The organism is Magnetospirillum sp. XM-1 (genome assembly GCF_001511835.1).
Lineage (GTDB): Bacteria > Pseudomonadota > Alphaproteobacteria > Rhodospirillales > Magnetospirillaceae > Phaeospirillum.
The window spans coordinates 4026105-4048483 of record NZ_LN997848.1; the positions used below are offsets into that span (position 1 = coordinate 4026105).

A 22379-nucleotide genomic window follows, 5' to 3' on the forward strand; every position below is an offset into this window, starting at 1 on the left:
GATTTTGGTAAAGAACCAAGGCCACCCCGACACGCATCAAGGGTTTGCGATTGCATAGACTCAATATTTTTTAGTTTGCCCAAATGTTAATTTGGCAATAACTTCTATATTAGAATTACTATCCAATTAGAGCACAGGATTGTCATGGGCATTACGCATCAATACCGACACCTTTCCGTCGATCCGGCGCATGACGTCCATTGGGCGGCGCGCCTCGCCATCGGCCTTACTTCCGGAACGGCATTGCTGATGCTGCTGATCGTCATCGCGATGAGTCTTCCATGAACGACAAGCAGATCGCCCTGCTGGTGATCGGCCCGGCCATCGTCGGGACGGCGCTTCTGCTGTGGCGGCAGGGGGCGCTGCCCGCCCACCTGGAGCAGGGCGAGAACCAGGGAATTGAACTCGTGCCCCATGGGCAGGCCGGCGAAGCGGACGGCCACGTCGGTGCCGCTCCGTTCGATGGCGAACGACGGGGTGCGGGGATCGGGGCGCGACGTCACCGACACGATGTCCGACAGCGAGGCGATGTCTTCCAGCAGGGCCATCATTTCCTGGGACTTGTCGCTGTCGTCCAGGCTGGCGGCCAGCGTGACGGGGTGCCTGAGATGGCCGAGATAGCCCCTCAATTGCTGCTTCAGGTTTTCGTCCAACATGGGATGGCGCTCCGGGCGTTCGGGGTGGGGGAAGGCGCCCCGGACCTTTCCGGTCCGGGGCCTTGGACCTCAGATCTTGCCGACCAGGTCGAGCGACGGCGCGAGGGTCTTCTCGCCGTCCTTCCACTTGGCGGGGCAGACCTCGCCGGGGTGGCTGGCGACGTACTGGGCGGCCTTGACCTTGCGCAGCAGCTCCTTGGCGTCGCGGCCGATGCCGCCGGCGGTGATCTCGACGATCTGAATCTTGCCGGCCGGGTCCACCACGAAGGTGCCGCGATCGGCCAGACCGACTTCCTCGATATAGACCTCGAAATTGCGGCTGATGGTGCCGGTGGGGTCGCCCACCATGGTGTATTCGATCTTGCGCACCGCGTCCGAGGTGTCGTGCCAGGCCTTGTGGGCGAAATGGGTGTCGGTGGAGACGCTGTAGATTTCCACGCCCAGCTTCAGGAACTCGGCGTAATTGTCGGCCAGGTCCTCCAACTCGGTCGGGCAGACGAAGGTGAAGTCGGCGGGGTAGAAGAACACCACAGACCACTTGCCCTTCAGGGCGGCGTCGGTGACTTCGATGAACTTGCCGGCCTTGAAGGCCTGGGCCTTGAACGGCTTGATTTCGGTATTGATCAGGGACATCGGGATTTACTCCTGTTCAGCTGCTTGGCTGGGGGAAGACTAACCGCGACGCACTGATTGGCAAAATGAGTTGTTTCTATAATAAAAATCGATTTTATCGATTAAATAGCCCACGAACGCGATCCGGCTCGTGGACGTGAGGCGGGTCGGCTGGATCGGGTGGGCGCCGGTACGGGGCGGCAGCGTGCAGGCCATGGCGGTCCGAGTTGAACTGGCTGCCCCTGCGTGGCAGGCTTGTTCCCCAAACTCTTCCATAGAAGCAGTCAGATAATGACGCCCACGGAAACGACGACCATCCTGGTAGCCGATGACGAGCCAACCAATCTGGCGATTCTTGGCCATTTGCTGTCTCCTCATTATCGCGTTCGCGCGGTCCGGTCGGGAGAACAGGCGCTGCAGGCCGCCGTCACCGCCCCCATACCGGACCTGATCCTTCTCGACATCATGATGCCCGGCATGAACGGGATGGCCGTATTGCGGAACCTGAAGGCATCGCCCGCCACGTCGGACATTCCCGTGATTTTCATCACGGCCATGATCAGCCCCGAAAGCGAGGAGGAGGGACTCAGGCTGGGGGCCGTCGACTATTTGACCAAGCCGATCACTCCCGCCACGGCATTGGCCCGGATCCGCACCCATTTGGAGCTGAAACAGGCGAGAGACCGCCTGGCCAGTCAGAACAACTGGCTGGAACAAGAGGTCCGTCGCCGCATGGATGACATCCGGGAACTGGAGCGCCAGCTCTACCGCTCCCAGAAGATGGAAGCGCTTGGAACGCTTGCCAGCGGCATCGCCCACGACCTCAACAACATGCTGCAGCCGATCGTGGGATTGTCGGAAATGGCGCTGAAGGAGGCGGACGCCCAGGACCGCAATTCGAAAAGATTGCGCCACGTCTACGACGCGGCCTGCCGTGCCCGCGACCTGGTCCTTCGCATCAAACTGTTCAGCCGGGATGCCGAACCGGTAAAGCAGCGGATAGGCCTGGCCGCATTGTGCAACGAGGCGGAACCCCTGATACGCTCGCTGGTGCCGGCTTCGATCGATCTGGACCTGAAGCTCCACCAGGGCGCGGACCACATTGTCGCGGACGCGTCCCAGATCATAACGGCGCTGCTGAACTTGGCTTCAAACGCCATCGATGCCGTGCAGGGCATCAAGGGAAGGATCCGCGTCACGGTCGAACGAGTGGACATCGGGGAGCCCCTCGACCATACGCTTTCCGATCCGCCGGCGCCGGGTCCCCATGCGTGTCTGGCCGTCAGCGACAACGGCTGCGGCATCCCCGCCGAGCTCATCGAGAAGGTTTTCGACCCGTTCTTCACGACCAAGCCGCCCGGTGCGGGAACCGGCCTCGGCTTATCCATGGTTCATGGTATCGTAAGCCAACACGGCGGAGCCATCGGGATAACCAGCGCCATGGGGGCCGGCACCACCATCTCCCTCTACCTTCCCCTGGCCCCCCAAAAAGAGGAGTGAGCGCCCATGGCCAATGTGCTGGTGGCCGACGATGACGAAGCCGTACGCTTCACCGTCCGCGACTTCCTGGAATCCGCCGGGCACTCGGTGCTTGAGGTGCGCAACGGCCGCGAGTGCATGGACATTCTGTCGCGGGTCGAAGGCATCGATCTGGCCGTCATCGACATCATCATGCCCGAGAAGGACGGCGTCGACGTGATGCGCGAGGTCAAGCAGCTTCACCCCGAGCTGCCCATCGTCGTCATGTCGGGCGGCGGACGGGCCAGAAACCTCGACCTCCTGGAAGTGGCCGAGAGTCTGGGCGCGGATCGGGTTCTGGCCAAGCCCTTCACCCAGGAGCAGCTGCTGACGGTGCTGCGGGCCTGCCTTCCCTCTTAAGCGCCGTACAGGTCGATGGGGTTGAAGCGGTACGCCCTGTCGGGCGCGTTGACGACAGAGGAAATGACCTGCCCGGATATGTAGTCGAAGCCAGCCCCCATGGCGGCGACCGTCAGGCTGCGGGTCCTCAGCTCAAGCGCATAGGTTCGCAAGGCGTATTTGGCGGCCTTCGCGGTAAAGCCGTTCATCCGTTCCATCACCGCCGCCTCGGGGCCCTCCTCGCCGCCCAGAACCACGCCGATGGCGAAGACATGAGCGGCGGCATAGCCCTCGAACCGCTGACAGTCCAGGGACGTACGGATGCAGATGGCCTTGGCCCAGGGCCGCAGCCAGGCGACCAGCTCGCAAAGCCGTGAATCGGGCGCGCCTTCGGGCAGGTCGATCAGTTCGACCAGCAAATGGTTCCGGATATCCTCGGGAAGCGCGGCGCAGGCCGCCAGATAGCGGCTGCGCTGCTTGCGCGACGCGATCGTCTCGAAATGGACGGGAAGGCCGATCAGCGCCTCCCCACCGCGCCCTCGCAGCGACTGAATTTCCTGGGAGGCGATCTCAAGGACCCGAAGGTTCAGATCGCAGATCAGGGATTTCGGCGCCGCTTCGAACACCGCCTCGCCGACCAGCGCCTGCGACCGGGTAATGGGCAAGGCGGGAATGCAGTGGAAGGTGCCGACCGCGTGTTGGCGCACATGCCACATGGGCAGGTAGCGGCACTCCAGTTCCGGCACCCGCAGCACGTCGGCCTCGTAATACCACTCGGCCCCTTCGGCCCTCCCCTCCTGTTCGCCGGCCGTCTCGATGATCCAGGGATCGCGGGAGCCAAACGAGGCCGGAATGTCCACATCGTCGCAAACAGCGGCATCGGATGGCCGAGCGGCCGGATGCAAGCCACCCGGACCGTTCGCCCCCACTTCGGTCACCGGCGCCAGGGTCGTCCCCAGGATGTGCCGAAGCTCATTGTCGGGATCAGGCCCGTCGACGAGTTCGAGTCCGTTCTGGGTGAAGCGCGCAATGGCCGTTCCCACCTTGGCGCCGCGCAAGGAGCGCGACACCCCCATGATCTTTTCCTCGACCTCGCGGGCAATGGCCGCGCACTTGACCGCGGCATGATCGGGCAGCAGGTGGGCGAACACGATGATATAGGCGGGTCCCTTCACCTCGATGAACATGTCGACCCGGTCGAGATGCTGGCGGATGATTCCGCTGATAATGGTCCGGATACGGCTTTCCAATCGTTCCCATCGCCCCTGCTTCAACAGGTCGGCCCGAACATTGGCGAGGTTGATGATATGCATCGCGCCGGCGGTCAGGGACCCTTGGGCGGACAGCATGCCGCGCAGGCGCCGCGCCAGGAATTCCGGATCACGGTCCAGAATGTCGGCGTCCACCGATACCGGCTGGCCGCCTTGCGGGTCTGACTGGGCCGCTTCGGCCGGCGCGGAGACCAGGCGCCTGATCCTCTGCCACAAGGTATTGTAAGCTTGCTGCTTTCCCGACATCAGGGAGCCTCCGGCACCGCACGGGAGGCTTTCCACGCATCGAGCGCATGGAGGGCCTCCTCGAAGGAAAATTCCTCGATATGTTTTTCAATCGTGTCCGCCACGCCGCCCATAACCGCCCGGAGGAGAAGGGCGTTGTCGGCGAACACCGTTCCGGCCGAAATATCGTCGATTGCCAGAAGAGCGGAGAGGGTTTCCACGACCTTGCCCAGAGCATTCAGGTCGATGGGAACGTCAGCGCCGGCCGGCTTGTCGCCGTACAGTTCCAGGACCCGGGCGATTTCACGGCACAGGCGGTCCGCCTCGCCAAGCACGGAGCCCGAGGCCTGCACGGCCTCTTGCACGGCCACGCCATCCTTGGCCAGGAGATCTTCGAGGTCGGCGGCCATGGACGACAACGCCGAGGCGCCAAGGGTCGCCGACACGCCCTTGAGCGAATGGGCCGCCCGGCGCGCGGTCACCGGATCACCGGCGGCCAAGGCCTCCTGCAGCAACCGCCCCGTTTCGCCGTCGGCGAACCGGCGGAGCACTTTTTGATACAGCCCGCTCTTGCCGCCGGCCAGGGCCAGTCCACGCGCCGCATTGAGGCCGTCAATCGCGGCAAGCCGGCCCAGAACACCCTCCCGATCCACGAAAGCCGCGGACCTCGCCCCCGTATCGGCGGAATGTCCGGCGGAATGCGGCTCGGCGCCCAGCCATTTGAGCAAGGTGCCATAGAGCTTGTCCGGATCCACCGGCTTGGCGATGTGGTCGTTCATTCCGGCGAGAAGACAGGCGTTGCGGTCCTCCTCGAAGGCGTTGGCCGTCATCGCCAGAATCGGCGTATCGGCCCGATCGGGCAGTTGGCGGATCATCCGGGTGGCTTCCAGGCCATCCATCACCGGCATTTGCATGTCCATCAGGATGAGATCGTAGCGATTGGCGGCCGCCATCTCCACGGCCTGCTGGCCGTTTTCAGCCACCGACACCGTCAAGCCGACAGAGCGCAGAAGATCGCACGCCACCTCCTGGTTGATGACGTTGTCTTCCACCAGCAACACCGTTCTCCCCCCCAGGCCCAGAAGGCGGCCTTCCGCCTCTCCCATGGAAAGCCCGGCGATCAGGGGAACGCCCGCCATGGAATTCTGGATGGCGTCGAGAAGACGCGAGGGGGTGACCGGCTTGGCGACCACCTGGCTGAAACCAGCCTCCCGCAGTTCGTCGGAACCGATATCGTCATGAACCTGCGACATCAGCAGGCCGACCGGGCGTTGGGTCAGGGGCAGCTTGACCAGTTCCCGGCCGAGCGCGAAGCCATCCATGCCGGGCATGTCGCGATCCACCAGAATCACGTGATAGGGGGTTCCGGCCACATCGGCCCCGGCAATGGCATCGATGGCGCTGGTCGCGCTGACGACGGACTCGACCTCGACGCCCAGCACCTGGAGTTCAGCTTCTTCCGCCATCCGCGCCTCGGCGAGGTCGTCGATCACCAGGACCCGGATGGTCCCGGCCAGTTTCCTCGGCTCACCCTGCGTGACCGCCTTGAACGGCAATTCGACCCAGAAGGTGCTTCCCCTCCCCGGCTCGCTCTCCACCCCGATATGGCCGTGCATCAGTTCCGCCAGACGCCGGGAAATCGCAAGGCCAAGACCGGTTCCGCCGTATTTGCGCGAGATGGAGGTGTCGGCCTGCCGGAAAGCCTCGAACAAATGAGACTTCTGCTCGTCCGTCATGCCGATGCCGGTGTCGGCGACCTCGAACCGCGCCCAGACGACATCTCCATCCGTTCTCAGAAGGCGGCCTCGGATGGCGATCCAGCCGGCATCCGTGAACTTCACCGCGTTGCTGGCGAAGTTGACCAGGATCTGCCCCAGACGCAATCCGTCGCCATGGAGCTTGGCGGGAAGCTGATGGATGTCCACCACCAGTTCGACCCCCTTCGCCGAAGCCTTGCCCGCCACGAGGGTCTGAACGTTCTCGATCACCGGCTCGACTTCGAAATCGATGGCCTCGATCGACATCTTTCCGGACTCGATCTTCGACAGGTCGAGAATGTCGTTGATGATGTTCAGGAGGTGATGTGCCGCCGTCGCAATCTTTTCCAGCTGCTTTCCATGCTTGGCGTCGGTGATGTCGCGGCGAAGAAGATGGGTCATGCCGATGATGGCATTCATCGGGGTCCGGATTTCATGGCTCATGTTGGCCAGGAAGTCCGACTTGATCCGCGCCGCCTCCTCGGCCAGGGCGCGAGCCCGCTCGGTGGCTTCGGCGGCGGTGCGCTCGGCGGAAATATCCTCGATGATGGCGACCAGGCCATGATCCACATTGGCGGGGTCGATGGCTCGGGCATAGACCCGCGCCCACCACGGACTGCCGTCCTTCCTGAGATAGCACTGTATCCGGGTGTGGGTCTTTCCGTCGCAGACCTCGGGGTAGACCTCGCGCCCGGCTTCAAGCCAATCCACGTCGTCCACATACCAGACCCGGGTCAGCTCGCCATTCAGCTCGCCGGGGCCGTAGCCGAACTCCTCCTCCAGCCTGGAATTGCAGCGCACGATGTGACGGTCACGGATCAGGGCGATCCCCACGCTGGCGCTTTCGAAGACGGCATTTTGCTCCGCCATGCTGTCGGCCAGTTCCTTCGTCCGCTCCTGCACCAGCCGCTCGAGGTGCATTCGGTGGGCGAACAGCTCCTCGGCCATCTTCTTCTTTTCGGTAATGTCTTCCTTGATGGCGAGGTAGTGGGTGATGGTTCCGTCGGCCTGGCGGACCGGAGCGATATTGGCGACCTCGATGTACTCGCGTCCATCCTTGCGCCGATTGATCAGCTCTCCCTTCCACGGTTCGCCGCGCAACAGCGTTGCCCACATTTCGTCGTAGACCTCGACGGGCGTGCGGCCCGACTGCAGAACCCTGGGGTTCTGTCCGATGACCTCTTCCCGGCTATAGCCGGTATTCTTGAGGAACGCGGCATTGACGTACTCGACCCTGGCATCGAGATCGGTAATGGCGATGCTTTCCGGACTCTGCTCGACGGCGAGAAACAGCTTGGTCAGCTGCTCTTCCTGCCGGCGCCGTTCGGTGACGATTTCCTTGATCGCCACATAATGGGAAATTTCGCCGGTATCATCTCGAAGCGGAACGATGGTCGCCGCCTCGATTTCCTCGCGGCCGTCACTGGTCCGGTTGATGAATTCGCCGCTCCAGGTTTCCCCCCGCTCCAACGCGGCCCACAAATCCACATATGTCGAGATGGGCGTCTTTCCAGATTTGAGTATCCGCGGATTCCGACCAAGGACCTGCTCTCGGGAATAGCCGGTGCAACGCACGAAGGCGTCGTTCACGTATTCGATGCTCCCCGCCAGATTGGTCACCACCACCGGATTGGGGGATTGCTCGACCACCAGCGACAACTTGCGGATCTCCGCCTGGGCGGCTTTCGCGCCGCTGATGTTCTCCCACAGCGCCAGAATGTAGTCGCGCCCGGCCTGCCGGAACGTGCGAACGATCACGCGGACGTTGATGATGCCGCCATCCTTGCAGCGATGCCGGTTTTCGAATTCGAGCGTCCCCTTGGCGATGACCTCGTCGCAGTTCCTGTGAAGCTGCTCTCGGCTGGTATCGACCTGGATTGCCGTCAGATCCAATGCCATCAGCTCATCCGAGGTAAATCCCAGCTGAGAACTGGCGGTTCTGTTGATCTTGACGAATTTCAGCGTCTCCGGATCGATCACCTCGATGGCGAAAGGCGATGCGTCGAAGATGGCCCCCATCAGTTCACGGCTGTCCCTGTCCTTGGACTCGATCTGCCGACGCCGCAGCATGGCCTGAAGCAACGAGGCGATGGCGTCGAGAAGACTGCGCTCTTCGTCCAGGAACGGATCGCCCGCGTCGTCGGGAACCGGAGAGCGGAACCCCACGATGACGCGGCCCCGCTGATCGTCCGCCCCGACGAAGCTGGATATCATCAAGACGTCACCGTCATCCGGGGGGCCGACGCGGGTGGTCCCGAATTCGACGACGCCATACATCAGGTCCGGAAAGCGCATCGCGGCCGGCAGCCGCTCGGCGACGCGGCGAAAGATCCCTTCCTGGGTCAGCTCATTCTGCTCGGTAATTCGCGAGACGTCATAAAGGCAGCTCAACTCCTTCATGCGCTCTCGAAGATTATAGTCCGCAAGCCGCTGCGCCTTGATGACGTCGTGGAACGTGACGATCGCCCGCCCCATCTCTCCGAAGAGGTTCTTGTCCCTGACGATCTTCTTTACGGTGTCGTAGCCCGATAAGGGCTGCCCTTCGGCCAGTTCATGAAGGCATTGGCTGATCAGGCCGAGCTTGCTCACCACCCGCTTGGACGCAAAAAGCCAGCCAACCATCAGAATAAGGGTGAGCCCCCCTCCGCCGAGAAGCAGACCCCAGAAATACGCCTTGCTGGTGGCGACCTGCGCCGCGTTCCTGGCGCTGGCCCCGGCGACCAGATGCTCGACAACGCGGTGATTGTGCTCGGAAAGCCGGGCGTAGATGTCGACAACCTCCTCCATATGCGACAGGCCCTGCGCAGGGTCGATGGAGGCCATATCGGTGGCCATCAGCAGGAGGTTCTTGTAGTTCTGGAACGTGGGCGAATCATGATCCTCATGGATCACGGTCTTTTCAATTTCCGCCCAGGCCTTCTGCATTTCGGCAAGCTGCTCGACCAGAAGAGAATGCTGGCGATATATATCCCCCTGACCGGCCTGGCCCGCGGCCGCCTTCTTCAAAATATTGAACGCAATATCCTGGACGCTATCCATGTCGCGGTTGAAGCGATTGACCGTCGCGATCAGGATCAATTCATTCTGGGTTTGCAGGCCGCCCTGTTCCTGGCTTTGTTCCAGGGCCAGGAAGAAGCCGAGATTCACTCCCCCGACCAGCATCATGGCGACCATGACCGGGAGAATGAGTATCAGGAAGAATGCGCGGCTGCGGACACGACGGAACCACATGGTACCTCCTTAGGGCAGCAGGTCGTTCCAGTGGGCGGGAGTTATGGTCGCCACATAGGCGAAGCGGCCGTCCCCTTCCGGCTTGAAAATCACCACGGCGCCCTCCGGCGGAAAATACCCGATGACCTCCATCAGATTGGGGGCATGGGCCACCACCACGGTATTCTCGCCAGCAGCCGGCAGCGCGGAGAGAAGAGCCTGCGTCCTGGCGACGATGGGACGCTTCTCCTCGGCGGTCATATTGCCGGGATAGCCCAGATTCTCGTCCGCGATCAGGGATTTGGCGGGAAACATGGCACGCGCCGTATCCTGGGCGCGGCACATGATGCTGACATATACCTCGCCGACCGGCATGCCCGTCTTGGCGATGCGCTCTCCCACCCGCTGCGCCATGCGCCGCCCTTCGGCGCTCAACGGCCTCTGCGTCATGCAGTTCTTCAAATCAACGGGCACCTGATCCGCCCGCGAATTTTCCGTCAACCCGTGGCGGACATAGAGCACGTAGCCGCCCTGGCGGATTTGCGAAAGATGCTCGCGGGTCGCCATCACCTCCTTGAAGGCCGGCGGTTCCGTCGCCAGCGCGGAGCCGACCATGCCCGTCAGCAGGGCCGTGACGAGGATGAAAGCCCTCAGGCAGTTCCTGTTGGCCACAGGCATCCTCACCCCTCCTGATCTGTGTCGGCATACCGTTCGGCCGCAGCAGTGAACCGCTCTTGGAGTTCGATGAAGGCATCGACCACGTCAGGGTCGAAATGACGCCCCTTCCCCTCCACGATGATGGCGCGCGCCTCCGATGGACTCAAAGGCTTCTTGTAGACGCGCCGGCAGATCAGGGCGTCGAACACGTCGGCCAAGGCCATCAGCCGGGCCGAGACCGGGATCGCCTCGGCGGACAGCCCCCGCGGGTACCCCGTTCCGTCCCATTTCTCGTGGTGACCGATGGAAATCTCCCGTGCGACCTGAAGAAACGAAAACGCGGAAACCGGCACGTCGGGAAGGGTGTCGGGGGCATCCGCCATTGCCTGGCTCATAGCCCGATCGATGGCCTGCGCCCCGATCTCGGCATGGGTCTTCATGATCTCGTATTCGTCGGGCGTCAGCCGCCCGGGCTTGAGCAGGATGGCGTCGGGAATACCCACCTTGCCGATGTCGTGCAGCGGCGCCGCCTTGACGATCATCTCGAGCCTGGGGCCAGCCAAGGCGTCACGGAATCGCGGGTGGTCGCCAAGATGCTCCGCCAGCAGCCGCACATAGGATTGGGTGCGCAGAATGTGGTGGCCGGTTTCGTTGTCCCGGGCCTCGGCCAGGCAGGCCAGGCTTCTGATGCTGAGGTCCTGAATGAGCAGGTTCTCCCGCATCCGGCGGGCGACCTCCTTCTCCAGCCACTGGTTTTGATCCAGCAAACGGTCGCGGGCCTGCTTCAGTTCCAGGTGAGTGCGAACCCTGGCCAGGACGATGGCGGGTTGAAAGGGCTTGGTGATGTAGTCGACCGCGCCCAGGGACAACCCCATCTCCTCGTCGGCCATTCCACTCATGGCCGTCACGAAAATCACCGGAATGCCCTGTGTCACCGGGTCGGCCCGAAGGCGCTTCAGGACGGTATAGCCATCCATGTCCGGCATCATCACGTCGAGCAGAATCAGGTCCGGACGGGGAGCCGAGCCGGCCGCCCGCAACGCCCGTTCACCGCAATTGGCGGCACGCACCCGGTAATGCGGCCGGAGCAATTCCCCCAGCACCGTAAGATTTTCCGGAGTGTCGTCGACCACCAATATGGTTTCGAAATCCACGGCGAGGGGCACTTCGTATGTCGCGTCGCCTGTCATTTCAGCCCCTCCGCTACCACCGACGAATCGTACATCGAACCCACCGCATCCGGGTCAGCAGGCTGATGCGGGGGCGACCGCAAGAACGACGTTGCCCTTGCCCTGGTATTCCATTCGCGAGAACCCCTCGGCATTGGCCATGGCGATGCCGCGCCCGTGCAGGTCGAACGCCCGCTTCGGGTCGATCCGGAGATAAGGGGTCCAGTCGAACCCCTCCCCCTCGTCACTGATCACGAATTCTATGTCGGAGGAATTGCGGCTCACGCTGATGCGGGCCGTGCGCCGGGACCACGGGGCCGTTGAAAGGCGGCGCTCGACTTCGTCGTTCCATCGCCACGATTTCCGCAGTTCGGATTTCTCCGAATAGGTGATGCCGAGATTTCCATGCTCGATGGCATTGATCATCAATTCCAGCAGGCCCATGCCAACGGCCTCGGGCCTGGCGCAGAGCTCGGAAAGCCCCGCGGCCAGATGGCGGACGTCATCGAGGGTCCGGAACGAGAAATCCCCGACCTGAAGGGCGGCAAGCATGGTGAGCATATTGGTCTTGGCTTGCCTCAGGCCGTTTCTTTCAGCCTGATCCGCAACAATTCCCCTCACCAGGGCACGGAGCACGTCCGGAAAGACCGGTTTGCCCAGATAATAATATGCCCCGGCGTCGAGGCCGTCCTTGATGTCCTCGTGGGAGGTCGCGACCGTCTGGATGACGACGGGGATGTCCGCAAGCGCCGGATCGCCCTTGAGGCGCCGCAAAAGCCCCAGCCCGTCGAGGCGAGGCATGATCCGGTCGAGCAGGACGAGGTCATAACGGCTGGCGTTGAGCTTCTCCCACGCATCCTCCCCATCGACGGCTTGGTCGACGCCATACCCCGCGTCAAGCAGGGCATCGCTCAGAAGTTCAAGGCATATGGGATCGTCATCAACAGCCAGAATTTTCGTCATCAGGGTTCTTGCTCCCTACATCGATGAACCGGATGGCGTATCTGAACTTTACGGCACCTTTCACAGGACCTCACCGGGGGTGACCGGAGCGGCGTTGCGGACCCATTTCGGCAACGGCAAAAGCATCCAAGGCATAAAGCCCACGTCGTGAGTGCAAGATTACCTGAACGAAGCCTACATCAAAACATTTATTACGTTTGTATGGCGCGCAGCCACAGGCATGCCCTGGGGACGCGGGCGCCTGGCCGATTGGCAGGGCGGTAACAACCATCCGCAGCCCTCATGGGCCAGCCGAACGGCGACCGGGTACAGTATGACCGCAGCGGCTCACGGGTGGGCACGATTGAGCGCCGCTGAGGAACCTATTTGGCTGTAAGCCGACATTCCCATGGAAATCAATAACTTAGCATAGGCCGCCATGGGCTTATAATTTGAGTGTAAGCCGACATAGCGCCGTTTCTGTCACCGGCTTTTCACTGTCCATGATCGGGTTGCAGTGGAGCCCGCCTGAGCCGGAACGTAAGATCGTCCGGGAGCTTCTGATTTTCCTCGCCGACCGCCGAGTGCTGTTCAACGACTTCACGCTTGAGGTGGAGAGCCAGGTTATTCATTCGCTAAACGACATTCGGTGCGAGCTGACGAGCGCCTTGCAACGTCTTGCCGATGATGCCCCGGCAACCCCTCCGGTCAATCAGATGCGCGGTGCCTGTCGGCGCTTCCTCGATCATCGGTGGCCGGAATTTCACGTTATGCATCCCATGGCGCACGATGCTATGGGACCGAACTTCTTCCTCGCGCTTGGGGAGTTGCGAGCAACGTTTGGCCGATCCATCGCCGAGTTGTCTGTGTTAGGGGACACTAGGTCTTGGAGGGAACCGGGACTATCCGGGATAGGGCGGGACACGGCGGGATGCCTGGGTTCGGTGTTGGCCTGGTGTGCCGCCCAGGGTTTTAGAGTCCGCCCACAAAATCGGCTTGTGGGACACTTGATCTTGGAGGGCTAGTCCTTCCACGGATCAAAGGCGTCGTGCCAGGGCTTCGGCCTCCGGGCGACAATCATGGTCATCATCACGTCAGAATTTCGCTGAAGGCTGATTGAGTGCGTTCCAAGTCGAAGCTCTTTCTTCTCCGGGACATACAGTGTATTCAGACATTTCTCAATGAAACGCTGGGCGTCAGGCCATTCCTTGTCGTCTAGAATATGGCGCATGACCTTTACCATGAAGGAATAGCTGACCTCGATATTTTCTTGGCGCAGATCAACCACAACCTGAGCCGCAAACGGAGCGGCGGCCTCACCAAGAACATATGCAGTTTGCGCCCCCTTGACGCACTCAACTGCGGCAAATCGTTCACCCATGCGCTGAAGCACCGTCGTCTTGGCACCGCACCATGCGGCCAACTCCAACTGGATCGGCGAGATCTCCGAGGCAGCGGCGGGAATGGATGCCAGTAGGGCAATGACGATCATGATGGCGCGCATTCAGGTTTCCTCCGCGCAAGACGCGATCAATACGGCCACCGTCGGCTCCAGGGAGAGGAAGGCGCACATCCGCTCTCCGATGACCTCCAGCTGGGGGTCGCTCAATTCTTCGATTGTGTCTACTCAAAACAAGTCGCCATTCGATTGTAGAAGCTGACGCGCCGGCTCAGGTCATAAGTCCCGACGAACCGATAGATCTGCTCGACCATATCGTCACGCCGGGTTGCTTCCGCCTTCACCGTATTGTCGTTTGCCCCCGCAGCGCTTGTTAGAAGTTTTCTCACCCTCTCAAGTTTGGCTTCCCTAGTGTCCATTGACCCTACCCAACAGCAGCAAGCCTTATGAACTTTGCTATTGCTGATGGCTTCTTTGCAAGGTCTTTCGCCCCATCCTCTACGGCTAGAGCATAGATGGTAGCCACCAGGGCGGCGCGGCGATCCGAGGGAATGGACAGGCCGCGCTCGGCGATGAATTCGTCGACGCCAACTATGGCGGCCTCGAGCAGCTCTTCGTCGATGGCGATGGCCTGATCTGGGGCGGCGGCCGGTTGTGCCTGGGGCTCCACGCCGAAGGCGATCCAGTCCAGCGAGACGCCGGCCGCGACCGCCAGCTGCGCCAGGGCCAGGAAGGACGGGCGCGCATGACCGTCCCGCCACTTTCCCAGGGTTTCGTCGGAACTGCCGCAGATGGCTCCGGCGGCCCTCATCCCCCCCAGCAGGCGATAAACCTCCGAAAGTCGGATTCCAAGTTCCGGCGTCCAGCCTGGAACCGCGTTTCCATGTTCTTTCGGGGATTCCATGTTCGCCATAACGCCTTGATTCCTCGAATATTCGGCGCCTGGCCGACAAAAATCGAACTTGGAAGCGTCCATCCGGTTGCTGACGCCGATAAAAATCGGTATACAGGTTACGAACGTAACCACTTCGACCAATAAAAATCGGCCTGGGCCGAAACTTGAGGGACGATGACCAAGCAAGGTTGGCACCGGGAGGACATCAAGGCGGCGGTTCGCAGGACCGGCAAGTCCCTGTCCGACTTGTCCCGGGACAAGAACCTTCCCGACCACGCCTGCCGTGCCGCGCTGCTTGGCCGCCACCGTGCCGCCGAGATCGCCATCGCCGAATACCTCAGCGTTCCCCTGTGGGAGCTGTGGCCGGGTCGCTGGCGCCGTCCCCGGCGGGATGGCGATGCGGCCATTCGCATCGATCACCGTCGTACCCGGAAATCTCGCACAGCCGCCCCGGCCCGTCACCGTCAAAAGAGCCAGGAAACTTTGACATGAATGCCCCGGCCGCCATCGACCGCATCCACAGCGTCCGCATCGCCGACATCGATGCCAGCGGCCGCCTGCGGAAGCTGAACCCCATCAAGGCGCAGTTGATCGCCGATTCCATCCTGACGGAGCGGGCGAAGGGTGGACGCGGCCTGCACCAGCCCATCGTCATCCGCCCCAAGGCCGATGGCGGCTGGAAACTGACCATCGGCCTCCATCGCCTGAACGCCTGTGGCGATGTGATTGGTGACGAATTCATCGACTCCATCATCCGACCACAGAGCGACGACGAAGCCCGTATCGCCGAGATCGACGAGAACCTGGCCCGCAACGAGCTGTCCATGTTCGACCGCGCAGCCTTCCTGGCCGAGCGCGACGTGGTGTGGAAGCGCATGCATCCCGAATTGGCGGGAAAGGGCAAGGCGGGCGCCAAAGCGCGCTGGCACCACGCCAAGGATGCAACGGAGAAATTCTCCTTCGCATCGGACGAGGCCGCCAAGGGCCGCATCAATCTGTCGGATGCCGAGATCCGCAAGAGCGTTCGGATGTGGGAAAAGCTGTCCGATGACAGCCGTGAGCGCATCCCCGGCACCTGGCTGGAGGATCACCAGCAGCAGCTGCGCGCCCTGGCCAAGCTGGGCCCCCAGCAGCAAGCCGCAATCCTCGACGCCCTGCTGCGCACCGAATCCCCCGCCCTCAACGTCGCCGCCGCCCTGGCCGAGGTCGAGGGGCGCAAATCCCCCGAGACCGATCCCGCCGACAAGGCGTTCGCCGATCTGGTCGCCCGCTACACCCGAGCCCCCGCCGCCGCCAAGGCCCGCTTCCGCGCCTTCATCGCCGAGCAAGGAGCCTGACCATGCGCGTCCTGGCCCGCGAAGGCGAGGACGCCTTGAAGCGCCTCTATCCCGCCCAAACTCGCGACCGATCCATGTTCCATGCGCTGGAAGCGGTCAACGGCGACGGCCACAAGTTCGACGTCTTCGTCCGCTGGCCCGACGGCGAGATCGGCCGGCCCATGATGGTGGCCTTCCAGGATCTCTATTCCGGCAAGATCGTCGCATGGCGGGTGGACAAGAGCGAGAACCGCGATTCCATCCGCCTGGCCCTGGGCGACCTGGTCGAGGATTGGGGCATCCCCGAACACATCTGGTTCGACAACACCAGGGCCTTCGCCAACAAGGCGCTGACCGCCGGCACCGCATCCCGCTTTCGCTTCAAGGTGCGTGACGAGGACCCGGTGGGCCTCTGCGCCCTGCTGGGCATCCAGGTCCACTTCACGCTGCCCTATTCCGGCCAATCCAAGCCCATCGAGCGCGCCTTCCGCGACCTGTGCGATTCGGTCGCCCGCCATCCCGCCTTCGCGGGCGCCTGGTGCGGCAACAATCCCATGGCCAAGCCGGAAAACTACGGCTCCAAGGCCGTCGACCTCGACGATTTCCTGCGCGTGCTGGCCGAGCAGCTCGCCGAACACAACGCCCGGCCCGGCCGCCGCTCCCAGGTCTGCGGCGGGGTGAAGTCCTTCGACCAGGCCTTCGCCGAATCCTACGAAATCTCCGCCATCCGCAAGGCCGAGCCCGAGCAGCGCCGCCTGTGGCTGCTGGCCGCCGAGGGCGTCAAGGTCGACCGTACCGACGGCAAGATCAAGCTGCTGGGCAACGTCTACTGGTCCGATTCCCTGCACGACCACCTGGGCCAGCCCCTGATCGCCCGCTTCGACCCCGACGACCTGGCCGCCGATCTGCACGTCTACCGCCTGGACGGCGGCTATATCGGGGCCGCCGCCTGCATCGACGCGGCCGGCTTCGCCGATGCCGCCGCCGCCCGCGAGCATGGACGGGCGCGGCGCACCTGGATGAAGGCGGCCAAGACCATGCTCGCCGCCGAGCGTCGCATGGACGCCGCCGAATTCGCCGCCCTGATCCCGTCCGCCGCCCCCCCCATCGCCCTGGAAAGCAAGGTGGTGGCCCCGATGTTCAAGGCCCCCAACCTGGGCGCCGTGGGGGCCCGCCGGCCCATTCCGGTGGCCAAGCCCATCACCGAGGCCGAAGCCGCCCAACTGGCGGCGCTGGAGGCCGAGATGGCGGCGCCCGCCGCCCCACCGGTCCCCATGCTGCACGACCCCGCCACCCGGCTGCGCCGCATCCTGGAGATCGAGGCGCGCATCGAGGCGGGACAGGACGTGCCGGACGACGACCGTCGCTGGGCGATCCGCCAGTCGCGCCTGCCCGACATCGTGGCCCAGCGCCAGCTTTACGAGGATTTCGGCCCGGCGGCGCTGACCGCCTGAGGACGACAGGGGCGGCAACGACCGCCACCAGAAAGAGAGGGACTTTGATGACCGAACAGAACATTCCCACCGTCGTGGCGCCGCTCAGGAACGTCGCCCTGCTGGGCGGCCTGGTGGAGCGCGTGGTCAAGCGGGCGCCCGGCCTGCCCGGCATGGCCGCCTTCTACGGCCCCTCGGGCTACGGCAAGACCTTCGCCGCCATCCACGCCGCCAACAAGGGCCGCGCCTACCATGTCCAGGTGGACGTCACCTGGACCCGTAAGCACCTGGCGCTTTCCATCCTCAAGGACATGGGCATCCGCCCGGCCGGGACAATTCCCGAACTGGTCGAGCAGATCGGCCAGGAACTGGCTCTGTCGGGCCGGCCGCTCCTGATCGACGAGGCCGACATCCTGGTGAAGAACGGCATGATCGAGGTGGTCCGCGCCATCTACGAACGCTCCCAGGGCGCCATCATCCTGATCGGCGAGGAGGAACTGCCCCGCAAGCTGCTGCCCTTCGAGCGCGTCCACAACCGCATGCTCGACTGGGCGGCGGCCGAACCGGTGGATCTGCGCGACGCCAAGGTGCTGGCCGGCCGCTACTGCCCCGACCTCGCCGTGGCCGACGACCTGCTGGCCGAGGCGCTGTCCGAATCGGCGGCCTGCACCCGGCGCCTGTGCGTCAACCTCAACAAGGTGGCCGAGACCGCCGCCGCCGCCGATCTCTCCGCCATCGATCTGGCGGCTTGGCGCAAGCTGGGCGGCCAGTTCTTCACCGGCCGCCCGCCGGCCCGGAGGTTCTGACCATGGCCCGCAGCCCCATCCACGAGGGCGTCCGGCCGGGCAAGCCCTTCGGCCGCCAGGCCGTGTGGGAGGCCATCCGGGCGCGGCGCGATTCTTTCGCCCTGGACGACCTGGCCAAGGCCACCCGCCAGCCCGCCGACACCATCCGCACCTACCTGGGATGCCTGAAAAAGGGCGGCTACATCGCGTGCGCCGGCACCCTGCCGGCGAAAAGCGGCATGGTCGGCGTCCGCGCCGGCGCCCAGTTCGCCGTCAAGCTCTGGCGCCTGGTCCGGGATACCGGCGCCGAGGCGCCCCGGCTGCGCCGCGACGGCACCCAGCTGCCCGTCACCGTGCGCGAGTTGATGTGGCGCGCCATGCGCATGCTGAAGGGCGACTGGACCTGGCGCGACCTGGCCATCGCCGCATCCGTCGACGATCAGGTGGTGTCCGAGGTGGACTCGCAGGACTACTGCAAGCACCTGCTGTCCGCCGGCTATCTGGTGGTCACCCACGAAGCGACGAGGGGAGGAAAGCTCGGCCGTCTCGGCGCCCCCAACCGCCTGCGGCTGGTCAGGAATACCGGCCCCCGTCCGCCCATGGTCCAGCGCCTGCAGACCGTCTTCGACCCCAACCTGGGCAAGGTGATGTGGCAGGAGGCCCCCCATGACGACTGACCGCGCCACCGCCATCGCCAGGGCGCGGGCCGCCTGGGGCGAATCCATCCCCGCCTGGGTCCTGGCCCTGGCCGAGGAATGCGACCGCACCAGCGCCAAGCGGGCGGCGACGTTGGTCCAGTACTCTCCGGCCACCGTTTCCTACGTGCTGTCCAACACCTACCGGGGCGACCTCGCCAAGGTGGAGCAGGTTGTTCGGGGCCGCCTGATGGCCGCCACCGTCGCCTGTCCCCTGGTGGGCGATCTCGCCACCGATCTCTGCATGCGTCACCAGTCGGCGGAGTGGTCCCCCCACAACCCCCAGCGCATCGCCTTCTACCGCGCCTGCCGCGCCGGCTGCCCCCATTCCCGTATCGACACTGGAGGTCAATCCCATGGCTGACACCTGCACCATGCTGCTGGATGATTTGCTGGCCACCGCCCTGACCTGGCTCGGCCCCACCATCGACGCCGAATGCCGGCGCCAGGACGCCGCCAAGCTGCGGGTCTTCGTCGGCAACCTCAAGGACGCCCGCGACCTGGTCCACCTGATGGAGGAAGGCCTGGTGGCCGACCCCAAGGACTCGCTGGCCACCACCATGGAGGGGCTGGCCGAATCCTTCGCCGCCATCCCCGACGGCGCCACCCTGTCCCGCGAATCCCGCCAGACCTTCATCGCCGTGTTCAACGAGGCGGCAGCGCGGGCCTGGGCCTGGGAAATGGCCCTGCGCCTGCACGCCGGCATCATCGCCACCACCGACATCGAAACCCTGGCCCTGGCCCGCAAGCTGCGTCTCGGCGGCGTCCAGCGCGCCTCCAACCTCAACCGGCCGACGTCCCCCGATGGAGTCCCGGCATGACCCCCGCCGACATCAAGCGCCTGGTCGCCGCCGAATTTGACGTCTCCCTGCGGATGATCGAGGGCGAGTCCCGCAGCCGCAACGTGGTCCGCGCCCGCTGGGCGGTGATGTGGGTGCTGCGCCACGGGCGCGGCATGTCGCTGGGGCAGATCGCCGCCCAGCTGGGCGGCAAGGACCACACCACGGTGTCCCACGGCCTGCGTGCCGCCGAGGGCTGGCTGGAGCGCGATTCCGTTGCCGCCGGCCGCGTCGCCGCCTTGCTGGAACAGGTGGAACGCGCCCCCGTCAACCTCCCCGCCGACCTGGCGTCCGATGCGGCCTCGCGGATGGTGACGGTGATGGTCGACGAACTGCGTCACCGTCTCGGCCGGCTGGCCCGCCGCGACCCCCAGGCCTTCGTCACCCGCGCCTTGTCCCTGTTCGCCGAGGGAGACGCCCCATGCGCCCCCTGATCCTGCCCGGCCTGGCGTTCGCCGTCGCCCTGGTGGTGCTGCTCACCGCCTCGGCCGAGATCGCCGCCGAGATCGAGGACACCGCGCCCTCCCTCGGTTTCACCCACTTCATCCCGCCCCAACCGTAAGAGGCCCTTCAATGACCGTTCAACAGACCATCAACCACCCTGGCGCCGTCATCGTCGACGGCATCGCTCGCCTGCCCGACGACAAGGGCAATCTGGTGGCGCTGGCCAACATCAAGCCCATGGATCTCCTGATGGACGAAATGGTCCGCAAGGTGGTCGCCTACGGCGAGGATCTGTCGGCCGAGCTGGCCCGCTTCGCCGCCCACACCGACGCCGACATCGCCGCCCTGGACGCCCTGATCGCCCAGGATTACGGCGTCGAGCCCAAGGAGACCAAGGGAAACCGCACCTTCACCAGCTTCGACGGCCTGCTGCAGGTCAAGGTGGCGGTGTCCGAGCGCATCGTGCTGGGCCCCGAGCTGCAGGCGGCCAAGACGGTGCTCGACAGCCTGATCCGCGAGCGCGGCACCGGCGTCGATCCCTTCCTCATGACCCTGATCCAGCGGGCCTTCAAGGTCGACCAGGAGGGCAAGGTGGACGTGCGCTCCATCCTGGCGCTGCGCCGCATGCAGGTGGACGATCCCCGCTGGCCCGACTTCTGCCGCGCCATTGACGATTCCGTCCGCGTGGTGGGCTCCAAGCGCTACATCCGCATCTACCGCCGGCCCAATCCCCAGGCCAACTGGTCCATGGTCCCCCTCGACCTGGCCGCCGTCGAGCCCACCCCCGCCGCCTTCGAACGCCGCAGCCTGCGTCGGCAGGTGGAGGAAACCGAGCAGCTCAACACCCGTCTGGCCGACCTGCTGGACCGCGCCCTGATGCACCTGTCCCTGGAGGGAGGCAACACCGAGGTAGCCCGCGATCTGATCGCCAGTTCCCTGCGCCTGCTGGGCATCCCGGAGCGCATCCAGGCTGGCAGCCAGGGGGAGGGCTGAGGCCATGCAGCAATTCGCACGCCACAAGACCCTGGCAGAAATCGAGCAGTCCTGCGCGACCGCCGGCTTTCCGCTCGACCGTCGCGCCTACGACGAGGGAGGCGATTTCATCCGTTTCGCCTTCACCCACGGCGACCATACCTTCGGTATTGCCTACAGCACGTTCAACGGACACTTCGTCGGCTCCCGGAACGGCTCGGAAGCGGTGTTCTCCCACGACAGCACGGAACTTGACACGGCCCCCTGGTACCAGGAGCTGCTGAATTTCGTCTATGTCCCTCTCGAGGAGTCCTGACCATGTCGCTCCTCGACTTCAACGGCCGCGAGATCAAGGTGGGCGACATCGTCACCCACGCCTACGAGCCGATCCCGCCGGATGCCAACTGGTCCCCCGGTGGCTATCACCACCACTACTTCTCCGGCACCGCCGAGGTGATCGAGATCAACCGCACCACCCTGGCCCTGCTCCGCACCGTCGGCGGCCCCGACGTGCGCCTCGCCAGCCTGTGCCAGGTCATCGACCCGGCGGGGGGGGGTGGACATATGCCGTGCCGCTCACCGGTCCCTACCGTGAACCGTCATTGAGGAGCTGACGCCATGCCCCAGCACTCCCACACCTTCCCGCGCTGCCAGACCTGCACGCTCGCCGCCGACCTGTGCGCCACCTGCATCGCCGCCCTGCCGGTGGCCTGCAGGGACGGCATTCCCGCCCCCGACGTGGTCCGCGAGCCGCCGCCGCCCCTGACCCGCGACGCGATTGCCGTCGCCGTGCTGGACGCGGTCGCCATGTACGTTACCGGCCATCCCGCCCTTCACCTGGGAATGCGCCCCGCCGACCTCGGTCTCGACGGCCGCAACCAGGCCTGCGTCGAGCTGGACCTGGAGGAGCGTTTCGGCCGCCCCATCCCCATCGAGGGCGACTGGGCCACCCTCGGCCAGCTGGCCGACCTGGTCGCCCTGCAGCTGCTGCCCGGCGAGGCGGGCGAGGTGGTCGAGGCGCCGGCCCAGGCGGGCGAGCCGTGGCCGCCGGTCGACGAGGGCTTTGTTTCCGAGCCCCAGACCCAGCCCAAGCGGGAGGACTGATCCCATGCAGACCAGGACCGAGGCCACCCTGACCCATGGCTGGAAGGATGCCGGCACGTTCGAGATGCGCTGGGGCAATGAGACCCTGCTGATCCCGGCGCCGGTGGCCGAGGCCATGGCCCGGCGCATCCTCGGCCTTCA

General features: G+C 64.4%; 25 protein-coding genes. 16 read left to right on the forward strand and 9 right to left on the reverse strand.

The features are described from left to right. Positions 1 to 158 precede the first annotated feature (158 nt). Both XM1_RS18550 and ahpC read right to left on the reverse strand, forming a co-directional pair. On the reverse strand, positions 159 to 656 hold the full coding sequence (locus tag XM1_RS18550) for a hypothetical protein (RefSeq protein ID WP_068436101.1): 498 nt from the start codon (positions 654 to 656) through the stop codon (positions 159 to 161). A 69-nt stretch (positions 657 to 725) separates the two neighbouring features. Continuing rightward, positions 726 to 1289, reverse strand: a complete 564-nt coding sequence (gene ahpC, locus XM1_RS18555; RefSeq protein WP_068436102.1) for an alkyl hydroperoxide reductase subunit C — start codon at positions 1287 to 1289, stop codon at positions 726 to 728. A 270-nt stretch (positions 1290 to 1559) separates the two neighbouring features. Here ahpC and XM1_RS18560 point away from each other — a divergent pair, with 270 nt between their 5' ends. Both XM1_RS18560 and XM1_RS18565 read left to right on the forward strand, forming a co-directional pair. Beyond that, positions 1560 to 2768, forward strand: a complete 1209-nt coding sequence (locus XM1_RS18560; RefSeq protein WP_156428787.1) for a sensor histidine kinase — start codon at positions 1560 to 1562, stop codon at positions 2766 to 2768. 6 nt (positions 2769 to 2774) lie between these two features. Continuing rightward, positions 2775 to 3146: a response regulator gene (locus XM1_RS18565; RefSeq protein ID WP_068436105.1), complete on the forward strand. Its 372-nt coding sequence runs from the start codon at positions 2775 to 2777 to the stop codon at positions 3144 to 3146. On the opposite strand, the gene XM1_RS18570 is transcribed toward XM1_RS18565, so the two are convergent. The 5 genes from XM1_RS18570 to XM1_RS18590 are packed head-to-tail and all read right to left on the reverse strand — an operon-like array spanning position 3143 to position 12377. Beyond that, complete coding sequence (locus XM1_RS18570; RefSeq protein ID WP_068436106.1) at positions 3143 to 4642, reverse strand: hypothetical protein; 1500 nt, start codon at positions 4640 to 4642, stop codon at positions 3143 to 3145. The two genes, XM1_RS18565 and XM1_RS18570, sit on opposite strands and share 4 nt — an antisense overlap. Continuing rightward, positions 4642 to 9609, reverse strand: coding sequence for a PAS domain S-box protein (locus XM1_RS18575; RefSeq protein ID WP_068436108.1), 4968 nt, complete (start codon positions 9607 to 9609; stop codon positions 4642 to 4644). Before XM1_RS18575 ends, XM1_RS18570 begins: the two co-directional genes overlap by 1 nt. Positions 9610 to 9618: 9 nt before the next feature. Further along, positions 9619 to 10266, reverse strand: coding sequence for a histidine phosphatase family protein (locus tag XM1_RS18580; protein ID WP_068436109.1), 648 nt, complete (start codon positions 10264 to 10266; stop codon positions 9619 to 9621). Between the two features lie 2 nt (positions 10267 to 10268). Next, entirely contained in the window at positions 10269 to 11435 is a 1167-nt protein-coding gene (locus XM1_RS18585; RefSeq protein WP_068436111.1) for a two-component system response regulator, read from the reverse strand. A gap of 54 nt (positions 11436 to 11489) precedes the next feature. Continuing rightward, positions 11490 to 12377, reverse strand: a complete 888-nt coding sequence (locus tag XM1_RS18590) for a response regulator (RefSeq protein WP_068436113.1) — start codon at positions 12375 to 12377, stop codon at positions 11490 to 11492. A 431-nt stretch (positions 12378 to 12808) separates the two neighbouring features. Between XM1_RS18590 and XM1_RS25320 the strand changes: the two genes are divergently transcribed. Beyond that, complete coding sequence (locus tag XM1_RS25320) at positions 12809 to 13381, forward strand: DUF6650 family protein (RefSeq protein ID WP_369816013.1); 573 nt, start codon at positions 12809 to 12811, stop codon at positions 13379 to 13381. On the opposite strand, the gene XM1_RS18600 is transcribed toward XM1_RS25320, so the two are convergent. Together XM1_RS18600 and XM1_RS18605 are read right to left on the reverse strand one after the other, a co-directional pair. Further along, positions 13378 to 13860 (reverse strand): hypothetical protein, encoded by a 483-nt coding sequence (locus XM1_RS18600; protein ID WP_068436117.1) that lies wholly within the window; start codon positions 13858 to 13860, stop codon positions 13378 to 13380. The genes XM1_RS25320 and XM1_RS18600 overlap by 4 nt on opposite strands. 319 nt (positions 13861 to 14179) lie before the next feature. Next, positions 14180 to 14791, reverse strand: a complete 612-nt coding sequence (locus XM1_RS18605; RefSeq protein WP_156428788.1) for a hypothetical protein — start codon at positions 14789 to 14791, stop codon at positions 14180 to 14182. 33 nt (positions 14792 to 14824) lie between these two features. Here XM1_RS18605 and XM1_RS25325 point away from each other — a divergent pair, with 33 nt between their 5' ends. The 13 genes from XM1_RS25325 to XM1_RS18665 are packed head-to-tail and all read left to right on the forward strand — an operon-like array spanning position 14825 to position 22238. Next, the gene (locus tag XM1_RS25325) at positions 14825 to 15142 is read left to right on the forward strand and encodes a helix-turn-helix domain-containing protein (protein ID WP_068436121.1); all 318 of its coding nucleotides are present in this window, start codon (positions 14825 to 14827) and stop codon (positions 15140 to 15142) included. Next, complete coding sequence (locus XM1_RS18615) at positions 15139 to 15987, forward strand: ParB N-terminal domain-containing protein (protein WP_068436123.1); 849 nt, start codon at positions 15139 to 15141, stop codon at positions 15985 to 15987. The genes XM1_RS25325 and XM1_RS18615 overlap by 4 nt, the downstream gene beginning before the upstream one ends. Before the next feature lie 2 nt (positions 15988 to 15989). Next, positions 15990 to 17420 (forward strand): transposase domain-containing protein, encoded by a 1431-nt coding sequence (locus tag XM1_RS18620; protein WP_068436124.1) that lies wholly within the window; start codon positions 15990 to 15992, stop codon positions 17418 to 17420. Between the two features lie 47 nt (positions 17421 to 17467). Next, positions 17468 to 18205, forward strand: a complete 738-nt coding sequence (locus tag XM1_RS18625; protein ID WP_068436126.1) for an AAA family ATPase — start codon at positions 17468 to 17470, stop codon at positions 18203 to 18205. Positions 18206 to 18207: 2 nt separating this feature from the next. Beyond that, the gene (locus tag XM1_RS18630; RefSeq protein ID WP_068436127.1) at positions 18208 to 18861 is read left to right on the forward strand and encodes a hypothetical protein; all 654 of its coding nucleotides are present in this window, start codon (positions 18208 to 18210) and stop codon (positions 18859 to 18861) included. Beyond that, positions 18851 to 19243 (forward strand): hypothetical protein, encoded by a 393-nt coding sequence (locus XM1_RS18635; RefSeq protein ID WP_068436129.1) that lies wholly within the window; start codon positions 18851 to 18853, stop codon positions 19241 to 19243. The genes XM1_RS18630 and XM1_RS18635 overlap by 11 nt, the downstream gene beginning before the upstream one ends. Beyond that, positions 19236 to 19700: a hypothetical protein gene (locus XM1_RS24600; protein ID WP_068436131.1), complete on the forward strand. Its 465-nt coding sequence runs from the start codon at positions 19236 to 19238 to the stop codon at positions 19698 to 19700. Before XM1_RS18635 ends, XM1_RS24600 begins: the two co-directional genes overlap by 8 nt. Beyond that, positions 19697 to 20152: a helix-turn-helix domain-containing protein gene (locus tag XM1_RS24605; protein WP_068436133.1), complete on the forward strand. Its 456-nt coding sequence runs from the start codon at positions 19697 to 19699 to the stop codon at positions 20150 to 20152. Before XM1_RS24600 ends, XM1_RS24605 begins: the two co-directional genes overlap by 4 nt. After that, positions 20140 to 20280 (forward strand): hypothetical protein, encoded by a 141-nt coding sequence (locus tag XM1_RS24270; RefSeq protein WP_156428790.1) that lies wholly within the window; start codon positions 20140 to 20142, stop codon positions 20278 to 20280. Before XM1_RS24605 ends, XM1_RS24270 begins: the two co-directional genes overlap by 13 nt. Positions 20281 to 20291: 11 nt before the next feature. Further along, positions 20292 to 21155, forward strand: coding sequence for a DUF3164 family protein (locus XM1_RS18650; RefSeq protein ID WP_068436135.1), 864 nt, complete (start codon positions 20292 to 20294; stop codon positions 21153 to 21155). Positions 21156 to 21159: 4 nt separating this feature from the next. Beyond that, the gene (locus XM1_RS18655) at positions 21160 to 21450 is read left to right on the forward strand and encodes a hypothetical protein (RefSeq protein WP_068436137.1); all 291 of its coding nucleotides are present in this window, start codon (positions 21160 to 21162) and stop codon (positions 21448 to 21450) included. A 2-nt stretch (positions 21451 to 21452) separates the two neighbouring features. Continuing rightward, a complete protein-coding gene (locus XM1_RS18660; protein ID WP_068436138.1) occupies positions 21453 to 21740 on the forward strand; it encodes a hypothetical protein in 288 nt (95 codons plus the stop codon). Positions 21741 to 21752: 12 nt separating this feature from the next. Continuing rightward, positions 21753 to 22238, forward strand: coding sequence for a hypothetical protein (locus tag XM1_RS18665; RefSeq protein ID WP_068436140.1), 486 nt, complete (start codon positions 21753 to 21755; stop codon positions 22236 to 22238). Positions 22239 to 22379 lie beyond the last annotated feature (141 nt).